Annotated in this window: 17 protein-coding genes; 9 read left to right on the forward strand and 8 right to left on the reverse strand. The window is 70.0% G+C overall.

Annotated features, from left to right (window positions below; translation table 11 throughout):
* The first annotated feature begins 156 nt into the window (after positions 1–156).
* Positions 157–3912, forward strand: coding sequence for a ribonucleotide reductase N-terminal alpha domain-containing protein (locus SM757_RS14405; RefSeq protein ID WP_322465992.1), 3756 nt, complete (start codon positions 157–159; stop codon positions 3910–3912).
* A 37-nt stretch (positions 3913–3949) separates the two neighbouring features.
* On the opposite strand, the gene SM757_RS14410 is transcribed toward SM757_RS14405, so the two are convergent.
* From SM757_RS14410 to SM757_RS14420, 3 genes are all read right to left on the reverse strand, one after another.
* Positions 3950–4867, reverse strand: a complete 918-nt coding sequence (locus SM757_RS14410; RefSeq protein ID WP_322465993.1) for an alpha/beta hydrolase — start codon at positions 4865–4867, stop codon at positions 3950–3952.
* Positions 4868–4886: 19 nt separating this feature from the next.
* Positions 4887–5615: a carbonic anhydrase gene (locus SM757_RS14415; protein ID WP_322465994.1), complete on the reverse strand. Its 729-nt coding sequence runs from the start codon at positions 5613–5615 to the stop codon at positions 4887–4889.
* 125 nt (positions 5616–5740) lie between these two features.
* A complete protein-coding gene (locus SM757_RS14420; RefSeq protein ID WP_066339031.1) occupies positions 5741–6064 on the reverse strand; it encodes a hypothetical protein in 324 nt (107 codons plus the stop codon).
* Positions 6065–6366: 302 nt separating this feature from the next.
* Between SM757_RS14420 and SM757_RS14425 the strand changes: the two genes are divergently transcribed.
* A complete protein-coding gene (locus SM757_RS14425; protein ID WP_322465995.1) occupies positions 6367–7272 on the forward strand; it encodes a trypsin-like serine protease in 906 nt (301 codons plus the stop codon).
* A gap of 66 nt (positions 7273–7338) precedes the next feature.
* Entirely contained in the window at positions 7339–7680 is a 342-nt protein-coding gene (locus SM757_RS14430; protein ID WP_066339041.1) for a hypothetical protein, read from the forward strand.
* A gap of 42 nt (positions 7681–7722) precedes the next feature.
* Here SM757_RS14430 and SM757_RS14435 read toward each other — a convergent pair whose 3' ends face one another.
* A complete protein-coding gene (locus SM757_RS14435; protein WP_066339044.1) occupies positions 7723–8703 on the reverse strand; it encodes an MBL fold metallo-hydrolase in 981 nt (326 codons plus the stop codon).
* A gap of 92 nt (positions 8704–8795) precedes the next feature.
* Positions 8796–8957: an oxidoreductase-like domain-containing protein gene (locus SM757_RS14440; RefSeq protein ID WP_066339084.1), complete on the reverse strand. Its 162-nt coding sequence runs from the start codon at positions 8955–8957 to the stop codon at positions 8796–8798.
* Between the two features lie 129 nt (positions 8958–9086).
* On the opposite strand from SM757_RS14440, the gene SM757_RS14445 reads away from it, so the two are divergent.
* Positions 9087–9677 (forward strand): IMPACT family protein, encoded by a 591-nt coding sequence (locus tag SM757_RS14445; protein WP_322465996.1) that lies wholly within the window; start codon positions 9087–9089, stop codon positions 9675–9677.
* Between the two features lie 17 nt (positions 9678–9694).
* Here the strand turns inward: SM757_RS14445 and SM757_RS14450 are convergent, their stop codons facing one another.
* Complete coding sequence (locus SM757_RS14450) at positions 9695–10000, reverse strand: hypothetical protein (RefSeq protein WP_066339050.1); 306 nt, start codon at positions 9998–10000, stop codon at positions 9695–9697.
* A gap of 107 nt (positions 10001–10107) precedes the next feature.
* Here SM757_RS14450 and SM757_RS14455 point away from each other — a divergent pair, with 107 nt between their 5' ends.
* From SM757_RS14455 to SM757_RS14475, 5 genes are all read left to right on the forward strand, one after another.
* On the forward strand, positions 10108–11136 hold the full coding sequence (locus tag SM757_RS14455; RefSeq protein ID WP_322465997.1) for a LacI family DNA-binding transcriptional regulator: 1029 nt from the start codon (positions 10108–10110) through the stop codon (positions 11134–11136).
* Between the two features lie 131 nt (positions 11137–11267).
* Positions 11268–12242, forward strand: coding sequence for a Bug family tripartite tricarboxylate transporter substrate binding protein (locus tag SM757_RS14460; RefSeq protein ID WP_322465998.1), 975 nt, complete (start codon positions 11268–11270; stop codon positions 12240–12242).
* 168 nt (positions 12243–12410) lie between these two features.
* A complete protein-coding gene (locus SM757_RS14465; protein ID WP_322465999.1) occupies positions 12411–13709 on the forward strand; it encodes a glucarate dehydratase family protein in 1299 nt (432 codons plus the stop codon).
* A 185-nt stretch (positions 13710–13894) separates the two neighbouring features.
* Positions 13895–14230: a BON domain-containing protein gene (locus SM757_RS14470; RefSeq protein ID WP_066339059.1), complete on the forward strand. Its 336-nt coding sequence runs from the start codon at positions 13895–13897 to the stop codon at positions 14228–14230.
* A 156-nt stretch (positions 14231–14386) separates the two neighbouring features.
* A complete protein-coding gene (locus SM757_RS14475; RefSeq protein WP_322466000.1) occupies positions 14387–15523 on the forward strand; it encodes a hypothetical protein in 1137 nt (378 codons plus the stop codon).
* Positions 15524–15541: 18 nt separating this feature from the next.
* On the opposite strand, the gene SM757_RS14480 is transcribed toward SM757_RS14475, so the two are convergent.
* A complete protein-coding gene (locus tag SM757_RS14480) occupies positions 15542–15763 on the reverse strand; it encodes a cysteine-rich CWC family protein (RefSeq protein ID WP_084267692.1) in 222 nt (73 codons plus the stop codon).
* A gap of 5 nt (positions 15764–15768) precedes the next feature.
* Positions 15769–17316, reverse strand: coding sequence for a malonate--CoA ligase (locus SM757_RS14485; protein WP_322466001.1), 1548 nt, complete (start codon positions 17314–17316; stop codon positions 15769–15771).
* Positions 17317–17404: the final 88 nt, after the last annotated feature.

A 17404-nucleotide genomic window follows, 5' to 3' on the forward strand; every position in this document is an offset into this window, starting at 1 on the left:
CGGCCCCTTTTTTCTTCATGGCAAGCCTGTTTGCATCATCGCAACAGGCATGGCGGCTGCTGGTTTTGGTGTGCACGGCAGCCGGACATACTTTCGCCGCCACGAATGCATCCGGCCCTCGCCGCGGCGCGGCGCGGGCCTGAACCGGAGTACCCGATGAGCGAATCCATCCTCGGCCCAACCACCGTGCAGAACCTGCCAGCGCAGCCCATCAGCGAGGAAGTGCTGCTGGAGAAATACGCCAAGGACGGCGAGCGCAGCGTGGACGAGGTGCGCACCCGCGTGGCGCGGGCACTGGCCGCCGTGGAGGCGCCGGAGCAGCGCACGCACTGGGAGCAGCGCTTCCTGGACGCGCAGCGCCGCGGCTTCGTTCCGGCCGGGCGCATCAACTCCGCCGCCGGCACGGACCTCTCGGCCACGCTCATCAACTGCTTCGTCCAGCCCGTGGGCGACTCCATCGCCACGGCCGAGGACGGCTTTCCCGGCATCTACACCGCGCTGACCGAGGCCGCCGAGACCATGCGCCGCGGCGGCGGCGTGGGCTACGACTTCTCGCGCATACGCCCGGCCGGCGCCTGGGTGGCCAGCACGCGCAGCAACGCCTCCGGCCCCGTGAGCTACATGCGCGTGTTCGACCGCAGTTGCGAGACGGTGGAGAGCGCCGGCAGCCGCCGCGGCGCGCAAATGGGCGTGCTGCGCTGCGACCACCCGGACATCGAGGCGTTCATCCACGCCAAGGACCAGGGCGACCTGCGCAACTTCAACATCTCCGTGGGCGTGACCGACGCCTTCATGGAAGCCGTGGTGGCGGACCAGGAGGTGGAGCTGGTGCACCGCGCCGCCCCGGGCGAGAAGCTGCGCGAGGCGGGTGCTTACCAGCGCGGCGACGGGCTGTGGGTCTACCGCAAGCTGCCCGCGCGCGCGCTGTGGGACCAGATCATGCGCAGCACCTACGATCACGCCGAACCCGGCGTGCTCTTCCTGGACCGCATCAACGTCGACAACAACCTGGGGTACTGCGAAACGATCGCGGCGACGAATCCTTGCGTGACGGCGGATACGCGGCTGGCGACGCAGTACGGCTTGATCCCCATCGGCGAGCTGCATGCCGCGCAGGCCACGCTGCAGGTGACCGTGGACCGGCGAGCATTGGGCGGCGAAGCAGCCCTGCGCGGCACCGACGTGCGGCCCGCCGTGCCGGCCTTCATGACTTCGCCCGCCGCCGAGGTGTTCCGCGTCGAGACCGCGGACGGCTACGAAATCAAGGCCACGGCCTGGCACGACTTCTACACGGCGCGCGGCAAGCTCAAGCTCTCCGAGTTGCAGCCGGGCGACGAGCTGTGGGTGCAGTCGGCCAAGGGCCAGTTCGGCCCGCAAGGCGATGCGGAGCTGGGCATGAAGCTCGCGCAGCCCGGCGCAGCTGCGGTGCCTGAAGAAATCTGGCGCGGCACCGAGTGCTGCGTGCACGCCTACCTGAAGGCGCAGTTCCAGCTCGATGGCGCCGTCCATGCGCAAGGCGATACCTGCTCGGTGCGCCTGCATTCCCCGCATCGCACCTACCTGCAGCAGGTGCAGGCGCTGCTGGCCAACTGCGGCCTTTTTGCCACCATCGTTGCGGGCCAGGACGCCGCCGGCCCCCATGTGCTGGCGCTGGAAGACGCCTCGCGCGACGCCTTCATGCGCGACATCGGCTTCCTGCTGCAGGAGCACAACGGCAAGTACCAGGCGTGGGCCAAGGGGCGCGAACCCGGCGCCGCCCAGCGCTTCGCCAGCCTCGTCACCCGCGTGGAGGCCGCGGGCCGCGAGCCGGTCTTCGACACCACGCAGGCCGACCACAACACCGTCATCTTCAACGGCCTGGTCACGGGACAGTGCGCCGAACAGCCGCTTCCCTCCTACGGCTGCTGCTGCCTGGGCAGCATCTCGCTCACCCCCTTCGTGCGCGACCCCTTCACGCCGCAGGCCAGCTTTGACGAGGCCGCTTTTGCCGACGTGTCCGCCGTGGCCACGCGCATGCTGGACAACGTGCTGGACGTCACCGTCTGGCCGCTGCCGCAGCAGGCCCAGGAGGCCGCCAGCAAGCGCCGCGTGGGCCTGGGCTTCACGGGGCTGGGCGACGCGCTGGCCATGCTCAACCTGCGCTACGACGAGGAACCCGCCCGCGCCATGGCACGGCGCATCAGCGAGGTCATGCGCGACGCGGCCTATGGCGCCTCCGTCGAGCTGGCCCGCGAGCGCGGCGCCTTCCCGCTCTTCAACGCCGACCTCTACCTGCGCAAGGGCAGCTTCGCCTCGCGGCTGCCCGCGCCGCTCAAGGAGCGCATCCGCGCCCACGGCCTGCGCAACTCGCACCTGCTGTCCATCGCCCCCACCGGCACCATCAGCCTGGCCTTCGCCGACAACGCCAGCAACGGCATAGAGCCGCCCTTCAGCTGGAGCTACACGCGCAAGAAGCGCATGGCCGACGGCGGCTTCAAGGAGTACGCGGTGGAGGACCACGCCTGGCGCCTCTTCCACCACCTGCACGGCGCCGACACGCCGCTGCCGCGCGCCTTCGTCACCGCGCTGGAGATGAGCGCCGAGGCCCACGCCGCCATGGTCGCCGCCGTGGCGCCGTGCATAGACACCTCCATCAGCAAGACCGTCAACGTCCCGGCCGACTACCCCTACGAGGACTTCCAGGGCCTGTACATGACCGCCTGGCGGTCCGGCTTGAAGGGCCTGGCCACCTACCGGCCCAACAACGTGCTGGGCGCCGTGCTCAGCGTGGGCGCGCCGGCGCCGGCCGCGGCCAAGCCGGAGCCGCTCTTGGGCGACGCGGGCATGAACCAGCGCCTGCGCCTGGAGCGGCTGCCCGCGCCCGTGCTGGCCTCGCTGCGCTGGCCGGGCCGGCCGGAGCTGCCCGCGGGCAACCCGTCGTGGAGCTTCATGATCAAGCACCCTCACGGCGAGTTCGCGCTCTTCGTGGGCGAGCTGCCGGCCGAGGGGCCGGGGCTGGGCCTCTTCGGCAAGACGCTGCCCTTCGAGGTCTGGGTCAACGGCGCCGAGCAGCCGCGCGGCCTGGCGGCGCTGGCCAAGACGCTGTCCATGGACATGCGCGCCAACGACGCGGCCTGGCTCAAGCTCAAGCTGGACGCCCTGGCCACCGTCGCCGAGGAGCGGGCCTTCGAGATGCCGTTCCCGCCGCATGGCGAGCGCCGTCTCTTCCCCGGCGTGGTGGCGGCCACGGCCGCCGTGATCCGCTGGCGCTGCGAGCAGTTGGGCGCCCTGGGCGAGGCGGCCGAAGCGGGCCCAACGCCCGTGCTGGACGCCATGTTCAGCCGCGAGGAGCCGCGCACCGGCACCTCTGGCACGCTCGCCTGGGCCGTGGACGTGGACAACCCCGCCACCGGCGAAACCTTCACGCTCACGCTCAAGGAAGTGACGCTGGCCGCGCGTGACGGCGGCGATGGCGGTGCCGTCACGCGGCCCTGCGCCGTGGGCTTTGCCGGCAACTACCCGCGCGCGCTGGACGGGCTGGCGCGGCTGCTGTCGCTGGACATGCGCGTGCTGGACCCGGCCTGGATAGGCATGAAGCTGCGCAAGCTGCTCAACGTGGGCGAGCCCTTGGGCCACTTCATGGCCCCCGTGCCCGGCGAGCGCCGCCAGCAGGTGTGGCCCAGCACGGTGGCCTACATCGCGCGGCTGATCATCCACCGCTACGCCATGCTGGGCCTGCTGGACGAGGAGGGCTATCCGACGCGCGAGATGGGTATCCTGGCCGCCCCGGCGCCCACGCGCAGCCAGCCCGCCGGCGAGGGCGTGGCACCCATGGCCGGCAAGCCCTGCCCGGAGTGCGGCAACGCCACCGTCATCCACAAGGACGGCTGCGACTTCTGCACGGCTTGCGGGTACGTGGGGGTGTGCGGGTGAGCCGGTGAACCGGTGAAGGCGGCCTGATCGCCCCGCCTCAGCCTTCGCAGCCGCCCGCCTGCGAAGGCGCCGGCCCCTCCTGCTTCACCCATCCCAGCACCGCGTCCCAGAACGGCGCCGACTGCGCCGGCTCCAGCGGCGCGTCGTGGGTGAGGCCGTCCAGCAGCAGCAGTTGGCGCGGGGCGCGGGCGGCCTGGCACAGGCGCAGCGCGTCGCCCACGGGCACGTCCTCGTCGGCGCGGCTGTGCACGATCAGCAGCGGCTGCGCCACCTGCGCGATGCCGCGCTCGCCGTTCCACAGGTCCGGCAGCAGCCACGCCGCCCAACGCGGCACCAGGCCCACGCGCACCGCCATCTCGCGCGCCGAGGCGAAGCCCGCGCCCAGCACCAGCCCCTTGGGCGCCGGCTCCAGCAGCGGCGCCGCGTCCAGCAGCACCGCCGAGCCCATGGAAAAGCCCAGCGCGAAGCGGCCCGCCGCCTGCGGCGTCAGCGCCACGAAGCGGGCCCAGGCTTCCAGCGTGTCCTGGCGCAGCCGCGCCAGCGTCGGCCGCCCCTCGCTGGCGCCGTAGCCGCTGTAGTCGAACACGTAGGAGGCGATGCCCGCTGCATGCAGCCGCGCCTGCACCGAGGCCCACTGCGAGAGCTCCTCGCCATCGCCATGCAACACCAGCAGCGCCGGCGCGCGCGGGTCGTCCACCGGCACCCAGCTCGCGCGCAGCCGCCGGCCGTCGCTGCTCAGCACCTGGGGCTGCGAGGGCACGCCCAGCGCGTCCGGCCGCAGCGCGCCCGGCGGCGGGGTGTCGAAGGCCGCGTACTCCACGGCCACGAACACCACGCTGCGCACCAGCACCAGCAGCGCCACCACCCCCGCCAGCCACGCGATCCCGCGCGCCACCCGTCTGTCGGGCTTGCGCCGGCGCACCGGCAGTCTCGGATCCACGACGGGGGCAACCATGGGAGGCAGGCGCTGCGGCTCACTCGACGATGAAGTCGACCTTGCCGTCGTCCAGGTCGTAGCGCGCGCCCACGATGCGCAGGTGCCCCGCGCGCTGCGGCTCTATCAGCGAGGGCTCGGACTCGCGCAGCCGCATCACCGTGCGGCGTATGTTCTCGCGCACGGCCTGGTCCAGCAGCTCATCCTCCTTGGCGCCGCCGCTGCGCGCCTTGAGCACGGCCGGAATGATGGGCTCGATCATCTGGCCGATGCTGCCTGGATACACCGCGTTCTTCTGCACCACCGACACGGCCGCGTCCACGGCGCCGCAGCGCTCGTGGCCCAGCACCACGATCAGCGGCGCCCCCAGCACGTTCACGCCGTACTGGATGCTGCCCAGCGCCACGGTGTCCACCGTGTTGCCGGCGTTGCGGACGATGAACAGCTCGCCCAAGCCGGCGCCGAACAACAGCTCCGGCGGCACGCGGCTGTCCGAACAGCCCACCAGCACCGCGAACGGCGTCTGGCTGCGCGCCAGCTCCAGGCGGCGCCGCGCGTGGTCCGGCGGATCAGGCGGCAGCCGGTTGGCCAGGAAGTCGTCGTTGCCCTGCTTGAGCCGAGCCAGCGCCTGATGGGCCGTCAGCGTGGTGCGCGCGCCCTCGGCCGTCCAGGCGGACAGGGGCCAGGCGCCCGTGGCTGCCAGGGCGCCGCAGGCGCAGGCCTGGTGAAAGAAACCGCGGCGGGACGGGCGAAGCAGCGGGGCATTCATCGTGTTGTCTCCTTTGCACCTTCGGGGGGCGGCAAGTCTGGCCGCGCCCAAAGGTGTCTGCGAGCCAAGCCACAGTGCACCGAAGTGTTTATTCCCCCGGCTTGCGCGGGCCGCGTAAGCCTGGGTCAGCGGGCAGAGGAGGACGGCTGCGCGCTGTGCCCGGGCTTCGTCCCGGGAGAAGCCCTGGCGGCGGAGGGCGCGTCCGGCGCCTCCTGCTCCGGGTCGTTCTTGCGCGCCGCGCGCAGGTTCAGGCCGAACAGGCCAAGCTGCAGCGCCATCAGCGCCCACGCCTTGGCGTGCCAGCCCCAGGCCAGCCACAGCACGTTGCTCAGGATGAACAGCCAGAACCCCAGGTTGCGCTTGCGCTTGCGTTGCGAAGCCACCATCCACGAGGCCACCAGCGTGGCCGCCATCGCCGGCCATTGCAGGGCGTCAATCAGTTCCGACATGGGTACAGCTTTCCGGCAGGAGGCAAGCGCGGGCAGGACGCGCCCGCGCGCATGGCGGGATGAGGGCAGGCGGCGTACCGCGCGGCCCGTAGCGGTTCCTCAATTTGTCCAGTAAATACGGGAAATAGGCGTTGCGAGCCATGACGCCGCCACTCATTCAAATTATGTCTATTGGCTTGTGGATATATTTAAGGATATTTTGTGGGCCGCAGAAATCTATTCACAAGCATGCCGGGCTGTGGTTTTTTTGGCCTTTGAATGCCTGTTTGCCGGGTAATGGGGAAAACATGGTTTCAAAACACATGTGCCGTTTCGCCGGTTTCTCGGGGCTGGCTTGGGGACTGTTCATGAGCCTGCCGGCCGCGGGACAGGGCTTGTGCCCGCCGGGCGCCACCGGGGCGGATTGTCCCCTCTCGGCACCCATCATCGGCGGCGTGCTCACGGCGCAAAGCGTGCAGCGCCAGCGCGGTCTGGTCACGCTGGCCACCGGCTGCAGCGGCACGCTGCTCAACCGCTTCTGGGTGCTCACGGCGGACCACTGCGTCACCACCAACGGCAGCATCAACGGCCCACTGGCCCCGCTGGCCAACCTGCGCGTGTCGGCCGTCTGGACGACGCGCACGGCCACGCCCACGCGCGTGGTGCGCTACGCCAACGGCACGGCGCCGCGCGACCTGGCACTGCTCTTCCTGGGCGCGGGCGACTTCGGGTCCATGCCCACGCAGGCGCTGTACGCGCCGGTGCTGGCCACCACGCAGACGCTGCGCGCCTACGGGCGCGGCATCAGCGCCTTCGCCACCGTGGCGGCCAACGGCACGGTCACGCCGGCCGTCTCCGATGGCCGCTACCGCAACGCCGACATACGGCCCACCACCGCCTCCGCGGCCGCCTATACCTACCCGCCCAATGCCGCCGGCCAGATCATTGCCGGCGGCGACAGCGGCGGCCCCGACTGGGTGCTGGACGCCAGCGGCAACCACCTCGGCATTGCCGGCGTGCATTCCTTTTGTTCCGGTGTGACCTATGCGGCCGGCAAACCCCAGGTATGGACCTGGGCCACCGGCCTCAGAAACTGCACCAGCGCCGCCGTGCGCGACAAGCGAGCCAATATCCTGGTCGTGATTCGCGAAGGCGTCATTCCCTGCGCCGGAGTTTCTGCCGGCTGCGCGGTGCCTGAATTGGCCGCTTTTGAATTGCTGCTGAATTAGGCGTGGATTGAAATCCAGGGCGGGTTTCAACGAGGCCCGCCAATTTCCGAAAAGGAGGCGTCTGCCATGTCAAGCCTGTCTGCCTGCCGAGCCGCCGTGCTGCTGGCCGCCGCCGTGTCGGCCGCGCCCTCCTGGGCGGCGATGGCCTACACCGACTGGGGCTCGGTCACCTCGCTGGAGGGGGGCTGGACGGTGGACTCCATGTCCATCGCCCACTCCGCGCCGCTGGTGAATCCGGACTTCTGCAGCGTCACCAACGCCGGCTACGCCACCAACCCCGCCGACAGTGGCCACAGCCTGTTCCACACCATGCTGCTGGGCGCCTTCCTCAACCGCAAGGAGACGCGCATGCTCATCTCGGGCTGCGCCTTCAACAAGCCGCGCGTCATCTCGGTCCACATCCGCTAGCAGCGCCGGCGTTGGGCGCCGCCGGGCAAGCTCAAGGCGCGATCACTTCCCCGCTGGGGCCGCGGCGGCCGGCGCCACCGTCAGGCTGCTGTAGTTGATGGGCTGCCATTCGTAGCCCTTGCCCGCCGGGCGCAGCCGGCCCAGGCCGGGGAAGGAGAGGTGGGCGCCGGCGATCCACGTGCCCTGGCGCGCGGCCTCGGCCATCACCTTGCGCCGCTGCGGCGCGGCAGCCTTGGGGTCGGTGTCGAACAGGATGGTCACGCCCGGATCCGGCATCTGCACCGCCGCGGCGTGCATGGTGTCGCCCCACACCAGCATCTGCTCACCCTGGCTGCTCACCAAAAAGCCGTTGTGCCCCGGCGTGTGCCCGTGCAGCGGCACGGCCTTCACGCCGGGCACCAGGTCCGTCGGCCCCTCGAAAGGTTGGAACTTGCCCGCGTCCACGTAGGGCTTGAGCGACGCCATGGCGGCCTGGAAGAAGCCCTTCATGTCCTTGGGCGCCTTTTCCATGTTGGCCGTGCTCAGCCAGTAGTCGGCGTCGGCCTTGTCCACACGCACCACGGCGTTGGGAAAGGCGCGCTGGCCGTCGGCCACGAGGCCGCCCACGTGGTCCACGTGCAGGTGGGTGATGTAGACCTCGTCCACCTGCTCCGGCTGGTAGCCCGCGGCGCGCAGGTTGGCCAGCAGCTTGCCCAGCGTGGGGCCGAAATTGCCGGCCGCGCCCGTGTCCACCAGCACCAGCTTGGAACCGGTGTTGATCAGGTAGCCGTTGAAGGACGACTCCACCGGCAGCGGCAGCCGCGCGTGGTCGAAGCGCTTGCGTGTCTCCTGCGGGCGGCCGTGCAGCAACTGGTCCATCGGCAGGTTGGTGGTGCCGTCGGACAGCGCCGTGATCTCGAAGTCGCCCAGCACCATGCGGTACCAGCCGGGCGCCTGGGTCTTGATCTGGGGCGCGGCGGCGTGGGCCGGGGCCAGGGCGAGGACAGCGGCGGCGGCCAGGCCGCCCAGCAGGGAACGCAGCATCGTGGAGGTCTCAACGAAAGTCGCAGGGACGGCCAGCATAGCCGCGCCCATCGCGCGAACCGGGGGCCTTGACGAAGCGCGAAGCCTGCTTGTCAGGCGTCTTCCAGCCGCCAGCCCGCCTCTTCCCACCAGTAGCCCGCGGCGTCGTAGAAGCCGTCCCACACGCAGCCGTTGCAGCCGCGGCCGCAGCACGTGGTGGGCTCTTCCGGCGGGGCCGGCAAGGTGACGCCCAGCGCGGCGGCGCGCTGCTGCATGTGAGCGAAGAGGGCGCGCGCGGTGTCGCGGTCGGTGAAGAGTTCGCGGCTCAAGGGACTTACTCCAGGCAAGCCGCCATTGTCCGACGCCCGGCAATGCCGCCCCGGCGCGGACGGACAATCACGCCCATGCCGCTCACCCTTGCCGCCGCCTGCCACAGCGAACTGCTGATCCAGAAGAGCCGCTTCATCGGCTGCGTCGAGCCCGTGCCGGACCGCGCCGCGGCGCTGGTGCGCGTGGCCGGGCTGCGCGCGCTGCACCCCACGGCCACGCACGTGTGCTGGGCACTGCTGGCCGGCGGCCAGTCCGCCGCGGTGGACGACGGCGAGCCCGGCGGCACGGCCGGCCGCCCCATGCTGGAAGTGCTGCGCAGGCAACAGCTCGAAGGCGTGCTGGCCACCGTGGTGCGCTACTTCGGCGGCGTGAAGCTGGGCGCCGGCGGCCTGGTGCGCGCCTACACCGACAGCGTCGCCCAAGCCCTGCTGCAGGCCGAGAAGGTGCAGCTGCAGCGCCTGCAGGCCCTGCGCTGCACCGTGCCCTACGCGCTGGAAGGCCTGCTGCGCCGCGCAATCGAGGCCGCCGGCTTCAACTTGGGCGAAGTCGCCCACGGCAGCCTGGTGCAGCTCAGCTTCAGCGGCCCCGAGGACCGTACTGCCGCCTTCGTCGCCCGCATCAACGAGATGGGCCAGGGCAAGGTGGGCTGGCTGCGGGCCGATTGACGCCGCGGGCCGCGGGCTCAGTACTGCCCGCGCCGCGATTCCTCGGTGTGCCCCTGGCGGTCGGCGCCGCCGCTGCCGGAGCGCATGGGCGGGCCCTTGGGCTCGCCGGCAGCGGGCGCGCCGGCCGTGCCGCCAGCGCCGCCTACACGGGCCTCGGCCAGCCAGTCCGAGCTTTGCGTGGTGCCGTCGCCCGCGCCGCTGCTGCCTTGCGCGGTATTGCCCACGGCGCTCGTGGTATCGGGCACGGCCTTGCCCGCGGGCCCCGGCGTGCCGTTGGGCGGCGTCTCGCCGGGCGGGTTGGCGATGGTGTCGGACTTGATCATGGCAACTCCTGTGGTTGCCCCGTGGGCGGCAAGCCCCATGCCGTGCGGCGGGGCAGGGAAGGTGGTAGCGCTGCCATCGGCTGCGGCGCGCGGCGCACAATCCCGCCATGGACGACACGACGAGCACTCCCCGCAAGCGCCGCGGCGGCGGGGGCATCACCCTGGGCGACGTGGCCCGCCTCGCGGGCGTGGCGCCCATCACCGCCTCGCGCGCCCTGAACACGCCCGCGCAGGTGTCGCCGCAGGTGCTGCAGCGCGTGCGCGAGGCCGTGCAGCGCACGGGCTACGTGCCCAACCTGCTGGCCGGCGGCCTGGCCTCGCGGCGCAGCCGGCTGGTGGCGGCCGTCGTTCCCTCCATCGCCGGCCCGGTGTTCCTGGAGACGGTGCAGGCCCTCACCGAGGCCCTGGCCGACAAGGGCTACCAGCTCATGCTGGGCCAGAGCGGCTACGACGGCGCGCGCGAGGACGAGCTGCTCGAACAGATCCTGGGCCGCCGCCCCGACGGGCTGGTGCTCACCGGCGTCATGCACTCGCCCCAGGCGCGCCGGCGCCTGCAGGCCAGCGGCCTGCCGGTGGTGGAGACCTGGGATTTCACGAGCTCGCCCGTGGACATGCTGGTGGGCTTCTCGCACGAGGCCGCCGCCGCCGCCATGGCCGACCACCTCGTGTCGCGCGGCTATCGGCGCCTGGCCGTGTTGGGCGGTGACGACGCGCGCGCCCTGCGCCGCCAGCGCGGCTTCGTCGAGCGGGCCCGCGCGCTGGGCTGCGGCGAGGTGCCCGCGCTGGCACTGCCCGCGCCCACGGGCGTGCCGGAAGGCCGCGCCGGCCTGCACCGGCTGCTGGCGCAGGCGCCGCAGACGCAGGCCGTGTTCTGCGCCTCCGACGCGCTGGCCCTGGGCGCCCTGGCCGAGGCGCAGTCCCGCGGCTTGCGCGTGCCGCAGGACCTCGCCCTGGCCGGCTTCGGCGACATGCCCTTCGCCGCCTCTCTGCACCCGGCCCTGACCACCATGCGCATAGACGGCACCGCCATAGGCCGGCATGCGGCGCGCTTCATCGTGGAGCGCGTGGAGGGGCGCGAGGTGGGGGAAAAAGTGATCGACGTGGGCTTCAGCGTGGTGCAGCGAGAGAGCACCTGAGGCTGTCTCAAGCCCCTGCGCAGGGGTAAACCCGAGCATGGATTCAATTCGGTAGCGCTACCATCGCGCCTTCATTTGGTAGCGCTACCGTTTGGATTCCACCGGCAGCCGCAGCATCAGAAAGCCCCGCCATGAAGTACACGCGCCGCACCCTGCTTGCCCTGACCCTGGCCGCCGCCGCCTGTGGTGCCGTGCAGGCGCAGGGCTATCCCAGCAAACCCATCACCTGGGTCGTCCCGTTTGCCCCGGGCGGCTCCACCGACGTGGTGGCGCGCACCGTGGCGCAGCACCTGCAGGCCGCGCTCAAGCAGGGCGTGGTGGTGGACAACCGGGCCGGCGCGGGCGGCGTGATCGGGGTCTCGGCCGTGGCCAAGGCCGCGCCGGACGGCTACACGCTGATCGGCGGGACCATCAGCACCCATGCCATCAACGCCTCGCTCTACAAGAACCTGCCCTACGACCCGGTCAAGGACTTCGAGCCCATCAGCCTCATCGCCTACGTGCCCAATGCGCTGATGGTGAATGCCGGCCTGGGCGTGAGCTCCGTGCAGGAGCTTGTCGCCTGGATCAAGGCCCATCCCAAGGAAGCGTCCTATGCCTCTTCCGGCGCCGGCACCTCCACGCACCTGACTGGCGCGCTGCTGGCCGACACCTTGGGCGTGCCCATGCAGCACGTGCCCTACAAGGGCAGCCCGCAGGCGCTGCAGGACGTGGTGGCCGGCAACGTGCCCTTCCTCTTCGACCAGCTCACCGCCGGCCTGCCCCTGGCCAAGGGCGGCAAGCTCAAGGTGCTGGCCGTGACCTCGCAGAAGCGCAACGTGCTCGCGCCGGACGTGCCCACCATGGTCGAGGCCGGCATGCCCGGCTTCAACCTCGTTTCCTGGCAGGCCGTGTACGCGCCCAAGGGCACGCCCAAGGAGATCACCCAGCGCCTGGCCACCGAAATCGCCAAGGTGCTGCAGATGCCGGAAGTGAAAACCAAGCTGGAGCAGCAGTTCGGCATGGAAGTGGTGGGCGGCGGCCCCGAGCAGCTCGCCGCGCTGATGCGCACCGACATTCCGCGCCTGGGCGCGCTGGTCAAGAAGACCGGCGCCAGCGCCGAGTGACGCGCCTCCCGGCTGCTCCTTTCGCCCAACGCTGAAACAAAGCCTCGTCATGCCCGCGAAAGCGGGCATCCACGCCGGCCGGGATGCCGCCCGGTGTTCGTGGACACCCGCTTCCGCGGGTGTGACGGCGGGGCTTCAGCGGCCTCAACCAACATTTTTGAACACCCCATGAAGCACCGCGACAACCTGATCCGCCACGTCCGCGTCACCCCCATCGCCTTCCGCGACGGCCCGCTGCTCAACGCCAGCGGCATCCACGAGCCCTGGGCGCTGCGCGCCATCGTGGAAATCGAGACCACGGACGGCCGCGTCGGCTTGGGCGAGACCTACGGCGACGAGCCCATGCTGCGCGCGCTGGACGTGGCCAAGCCGCTGCTGGAGGGCCTGTCGCCCTTCGACCTGAACGAGATGGAGCAGCGCGTGCGCGCCGCCTTCAAGCCCGCCGCCACGGCGGCGCTCAATGCCGGCGCGGTGGAATTCACCCTGGCCCCCGGCTCACACACGGCCAAGAACGCGGCCAAGGTCACCAGCGCGCTGGAAGTGGCCCTGCTGGACCTGCAGGGCCAGATGCTGAACGCCCCCATCGTGGACCTGCTCGGCGGCGCCGTGCGCGACTCGGTGGCCTACAGCGCCTACCTCTTCTTCAAGTACGCCGAGCACGCGGACAAGCCTTACGCGCCGGACGCCTGGGGCGAGGGCCTCAGCCCCGCGCAGATGGTGGCGCAGGCGCAGCGCATGGTGGACCTCTACGGCTTCAAGAGCATCAAGGTCAAAGGCGGCGTGTTCGAGCCCGCGCACGAGATCGCCACCATCCGCGCCCTGCGCGAGGCCTTCCCCAATCACCCGCTGCGCCTGGACCCCAACGCCAACTGGTCGCTGGCCACCAGCATCCAGGCCGCGCAGGAGCTGGACGAGCTGCTGGAGTACTACGAGGACCCGACGCCCACGCTGGAAGGCATGGCCGAGCTCTCCAGGCACTGCAAGTCCCCGCTGGCGACCAACATGGTGGTGACGACCATGGACGAGTTCCGCCGCAACGTGGAGCTGGGCTGCAAGACGAAGATCATCCTGTCCGACCACCATTACTGGGGCGGCCTGCGCGCCACGCAGGCGCTGGGCCGCATGTGCGAGGTGTTCGACTTGGGCCTCTCGATGCACAGCAACTCGCACCTGGGCATCAGCCTGATGGCCATGACCCATGTAGCCGCCGCCGTGCCCAACGTCAGCTACGCCTGCGACACGCACTACCCGTGGCAGGAAGAGGAAGTGATTGCCGGCGGCCGCATCGCCTTCAAGGACGGCGCCGTGGCCGTGCCGACCAAGCCGGGCCTGGGCGTGGAGCTGGACCGCGAGGCCCTGGCCCGCCTGCACGAGCAGTACCTCACCTGCGGCGTGCGCAACCGCGACGACCTCAAGCAGATGCGCAAGTACCAGCCGGACTTCAGCGGCAAGAGCCCGCGCTTCTGAGCCACCGGCCCAGTGGCAGGGGGGCACCACGCCCCACGCGGCACGCGGCTTGCCCAAGACGGGCGCCCGCCGCGCCGGTTTCCCATGAGCCGCCGCGGTGGACGTTTGCAGCGGCGGCCCGCGTCCAGTGATGTGCGTTGGGCCGGCCGTGCCGAACAAAACAAGCCTCTAGAGGACCATCCCGCATGAATGCCAAGCACTTGCTGCCCGCCGCCCTGATCGCTTCCGCCTTCCTGACCGGCTGCGGCACCCTGGCCGGCAGCCCCGACCGCGCCGACGGCGCCCCGCACCGCACCGTGGGCGAAGCCGTGGACGACGCCAAGATCGTCACCGAGCTCAAGGCCAAGTACGCCGCCGACAGCGACCTGAGCGCCCTCAAGATCAACGTCGATTCCACGCAGGGCTTCGTGCGCCTGCGCGGCGAGGTGAAAACCTTCGCCGCCCGCCAGAAGGCCGAGGCCATGGCGCGCGACATCAAGGGCGTCAAGTCGGTGGACAACCAGCTCATGATCACCGGCTGATTTCCGCTTCCCGCGCGGGCCGATGCCGGCCCGCATGCTCCTGACGGCGCCGCCATTGACGGCGCCGTTTCGTTGGGGCGTCCGCAACGGGAAGTCCTCAAGATTTCCAGGCACCGGCCGTTACTTCCAAGCAACGAAGTCCCGGGGAGGGGTGCCATGAAGATCGCCAGTTCCAGCCTGCAAATGGCTTCCATGCATGCCGAAAGCCGTCAGACCGACGTGAAGGAGACGATGCAGGCGTGGAACGGCAACCGCCGCAGCACCCTCAACCTGGAAGGCCACTACGCCAGTGCCGGCGTGGGCGTGGCAGCCAGCTCGGTGGAGATTTCGGAGGCCGGACGCCGCGCCGCCGCGCAGGCCGAGGCGCGGGCCTCCCTGCGGGAAGCGGCGCTGTCGGCCTCGGCCTCCGAGTCCACCGCGCCTGCGTCCGGCACGTCCGCGACGGAAGGCACCAGCGAGGAGGACGAGGACAACCTGCCGCCGCGCCTGAAGCTGATCAAGAGCGTGGTGGAGAAGGTGCTGGGCGAGTTCATACGCTTGGCCAATGCCCGCCCGCTTGAGGCCGCCCAGACCGCCCAGACCGCCCAGGCTGGCCAAGCCGCCCGCCGGCTCGACAACGCCACGGCCGTGGGCATGAGCTACGACAAGACCGTCACCCACACGGAAAGCGAGCAAATGCATTTCGAAGCCCAGGGCGTGGTGAAGACCGCCGACGGGCAGGAAATATCTTTCCAAGTGGCGCTGGACATGCAGCGCAGCTATTCCAGCTCGGAGAGCACGCATTTCCAGGTCGGCCAGGCGCCCAAGGACCCGCTGGTCATCACCTATCCCGGCCAAGTCCCGGAATTGACCGACACGAAATTCGATTTCGATCTGGACGGCGACGGCAACAAGGAAAAAATCAGTTTCGTAAAGTCAGGCAGCGGTTTCCTGGTTTTCGACAAGAACAACGACAACAAGGCCAACGACGGCAAGGAACTGTTCGGCACGAAAACCGGCAACGGCTTTGCAGAATTGGCTGAACTGGACGTGGACAAAAATGGCTGGGTAGATGAGAACGACCCGGCCTTCAGCCAGCTGAAGCTCTGGACCAAGGACGAAGCCGGCAAGGACCACCTGCAGGGTTTATTGGCGGCCAACATAGGGGCCATTTCCACGCAAAGCACGGCTGCGCCTTTCAAATTCAAGGATGCAAATAACGTGGAGCAGGGCGTGATGCGCCAGGCGGGGGTTTATTTGCAGGAAGATGGAAAAGGCGCGGGAACGGTGGGGCAGGTGGATTTGATGGTGTGAGGGATTTGATGGCGGAATTTATTCCGCCCTATCCAATGCCGCTCCGCCCGCCAGCGCTGCCAGGCAGGAAACACACAGGCAGCCCTCGAACCGCTGCCTCAACGTCGCCTGCAATTCCGCACTCAATTGCACCGTCGTGCACGGGCAAGGCCCCGCGCCATTGACGCCGCAATGAAAACTCCCCCCGCAGCGCGGGCAGCGGTCGTCCAGCGGCGGGATATTCACGGCGGCGTCGTTCATGGCGGTCAGGCGAACAGCGTTTTGTATTGGTCGCGCAGCAGGTTCTTCTGCACCTTGCCCATCGCATTGCGCGGCAGCTCAGGCGAAATGAAAACCTGCTTGGGCACCTTGAATCCCGCGATGCCGGCTTTCAGCTTGGTGATGACTTCGGCCGCATCCAGCGCCGCGCCGGCCGCGGGAATCACCACCGCAACGACAGCCTCGCCGAAATCCGGGTGCGGCACGCCGACCACCGCGCTTTCCGCCACGCCGGGGAAGTCGTTGATGAAACTCTCGACTTCGGCCGGGTAGACGTTGTAGCCGCCGGAAATGATCAAATCCTTGCTGCGGCCCACGATCACCACATAACCGTCGGCTTCGATTTTCCCCACGTCGCCGGTCTTGAACCAGCCGTCGGCGGTGAATTCCTCTTTTGTCTTTTCCGGCATGCGCCAGTAGCCGGCGAACACGTTGGGGCCACGCACCTGGATATGGCCGATCTCGTTGGCCGGGCAGGGGTTGCCTGCGTCGTCCATCACGCGCACGCCCACGCCGGGCAGGGGCTGGCCGACGGTGCCGCCGCGGCGCTCGCCGTCCTGCGGCTTGCAGGGGTTGGAGGTCAGCATGGCCGTCTCGCTCATGCCGTAGCGCTCCAGGATGGTGTGGCCGCTGCGCTGCTGCCACTGGGTGAACGTGTCTATGAGCAGCGGGGCGGAGCCGGAGATGAACAGGCGCATGCGGCTGCAGGCCTCGCGCGTGAGGCCCGCGTCGGCCAGCAGGCGCACGTACAGCGTGGGCACGCCCATGAAGACGGTCGCCCGCGGCAGCAGCGACACGACCGTGCGCGGGTCGAACTTGTTGAGCCACAGCATGGTGCTGCCGTTGAGCAGCGCGCCGTGCGAGGCCACGAACAGGCCGTGCACGTGGAAGATGGGCAGCGCGTGGATGAGCACGTCGCCGGGCTGCCAGTCCCAGTAGTCCTTGAGCACCTGCGCGTTGCTCAGCAGGTTGCCGTGGCTGAGCATGGCGCCCTTGCTGCGGCCGGTGGTGCCGCTGGTGTAGAGGATGGCCGCCAGGTCGTCGGCGCCGCGCTCCACGGGCATCTGCTCGTCGCTTTGCACCGACGCGCGCTGCAGCAGCGTGCCGTCGCGCTCCTCGCCCAAGGTGAACACGTGTTGGGCGCCCGCGTTGAAGGCCGTGCGGCTGACCCAGCCGAAGTTGCGCGGCGCGCACACCACCACGGCCGGCTCGGCATTGCCGATGAAGTACTCGACCTCGGCCGCCTGGTAGGCGTTGTTCAGCGGCAGGTAGACCATGCCGGCGCGCAGCACGCCGAGGTAGAGCATCAGCGCCTCGACGCTCTTGTCCACCTGCACGGCCACGCGCGGCGGCACGCCGTCGCTGCTGGCCGCGAGGTCCAGGCCCTGCAGCAGGTTGGCGATCATGGCGCTGCCGCGCTCGATGTCGCGCCAGGTGTAGTGCAGCGGGCCGCCGGGGGCGTCCAGCGCTTCGATGGCGCAGCGGTCCAGGTCGGCGGGAAAGCCCGCGCGCAGCGCGGCGTAGAGGTTGCTCATGGTCTGGAAAAACAGGTCTGGGGGCAGCAGGGACGGGCGCCTGTGGAGCGCCGGCCCGTCTCGGACGGCGAACTTGGCGAACCCGCGA

The organism is Azohydromonas lata, from assembly GCF_034427735.1.
GTDB classification, from domain to species: domain Bacteria; phylum Pseudomonadota; class Gammaproteobacteria; order Burkholderiales; family Burkholderiaceae_C; genus Azohydromonas; species Azohydromonas lata.

Coding starts and splice junctions, on each gene's coding strand:
- SM757_RS14415 (WP_322465994.1), bottom strand. CDS start 5,615: ATGAATGCCCCGCTGCTTCGCCCGTCCCGCCGCGGTTTCTTTCACCAG.
- SM757_RS14430 (WP_066339041.1), top strand. CDS start 7,339: ATGTCAAGCCTGTCTGCCTGCCGAGCCGCCGTGCTGCTGGCCGCCGCC.
- SM757_RS14485 (WP_322466001.1), bottom strand. CDS start 17,316: ATGAGCAACCTCTACGCCGCGCTGCGCGCGGGCTTTCCCGCCGACCTG.
- SM757_RS14465 (WP_322465999.1), top strand. CDS start 12,411: ATGAAGCACCGCGACAACCTGATCCGCCACGTCCGCGTCACCCCCATC.
- SM757_RS14420 (WP_066339031.1), bottom strand. CDS start 6,064: ATGTCGGAACTGATTGACGCCCTGCAATGGCCGGCGATGGCGGCCACG.
- SM757_RS14470 (WP_066339059.1), top strand. CDS start 13,895: ATGAATGCCAAGCACTTGCTGCCCGCCGCCCTGATCGCTTCCGCCTTC.
- SM757_RS14405 (WP_322465992.1), top strand. CDS start 157: ATGAGCGAATCCATCCTCGGCCCAACCACCGTGCAGAACCTGCCAGCG.
- SM757_RS14460 (WP_322465998.1), top strand. CDS start 11,268: ATGAAGTACACGCGCCGCACCCTGCTTGCCCTGACCCTGGCCGCCGCC.
- SM757_RS14455 (WP_322465997.1), top strand. CDS start 10,108: ATGGACGACACGACGAGCACTCCCCGCAAGCGCCGCGGCGGCGGGGGC.
- SM757_RS14410 (WP_322465993.1), bottom strand. CDS start 4,867: ATGGTTGCCCCCGTCGTGGATCCGAGACTGCCGGTGCGCCGGCGCAAG.
- SM757_RS14435 (WP_066339044.1), bottom strand. CDS start 8,703: ATGCTGCGTTCCCTGCTGGGCGGCCTGGCCGCCGCCGCTGTCCTCGCC.
- SM757_RS14425 (WP_322465995.1), top strand. CDS start 6,367: ATGTGCCGTTTCGCCGGTTTCTCGGGGCTGGCTTGGGGACTGTTCATG.
- SM757_RS14475 (WP_322466000.1), top strand. CDS start 14,387: ATGAAGATCGCCAGTTCCAGCCTGCAAATGGCTTCCATGCATGCCGAA.
- SM757_RS14445 (WP_322465996.1), top strand. CDS start 9,087: ATGCCGCTCACCCTTGCCGCCGCCTGCCACAGCGAACTGCTGATCCAG.
- SM757_RS14480 (WP_084267692.1), bottom strand. CDS start 15,763: ATGAACGACGCCGCCGTGAATATCCCGCCGCTGGACGACCGCTGCCCG.
- SM757_RS14450 (WP_066339050.1), bottom strand. CDS start 10,000: ATGATCAAGTCCGACACCATCGCCAACCCGCCCGGCGAGACGCCGCCC.
- SM757_RS14440 (WP_066339084.1), bottom strand. CDS start 8,957: ATGCAGCAGCGCGCCGCCGCGCTGGGCGTCACCTTGCCGGCCCCGCCG.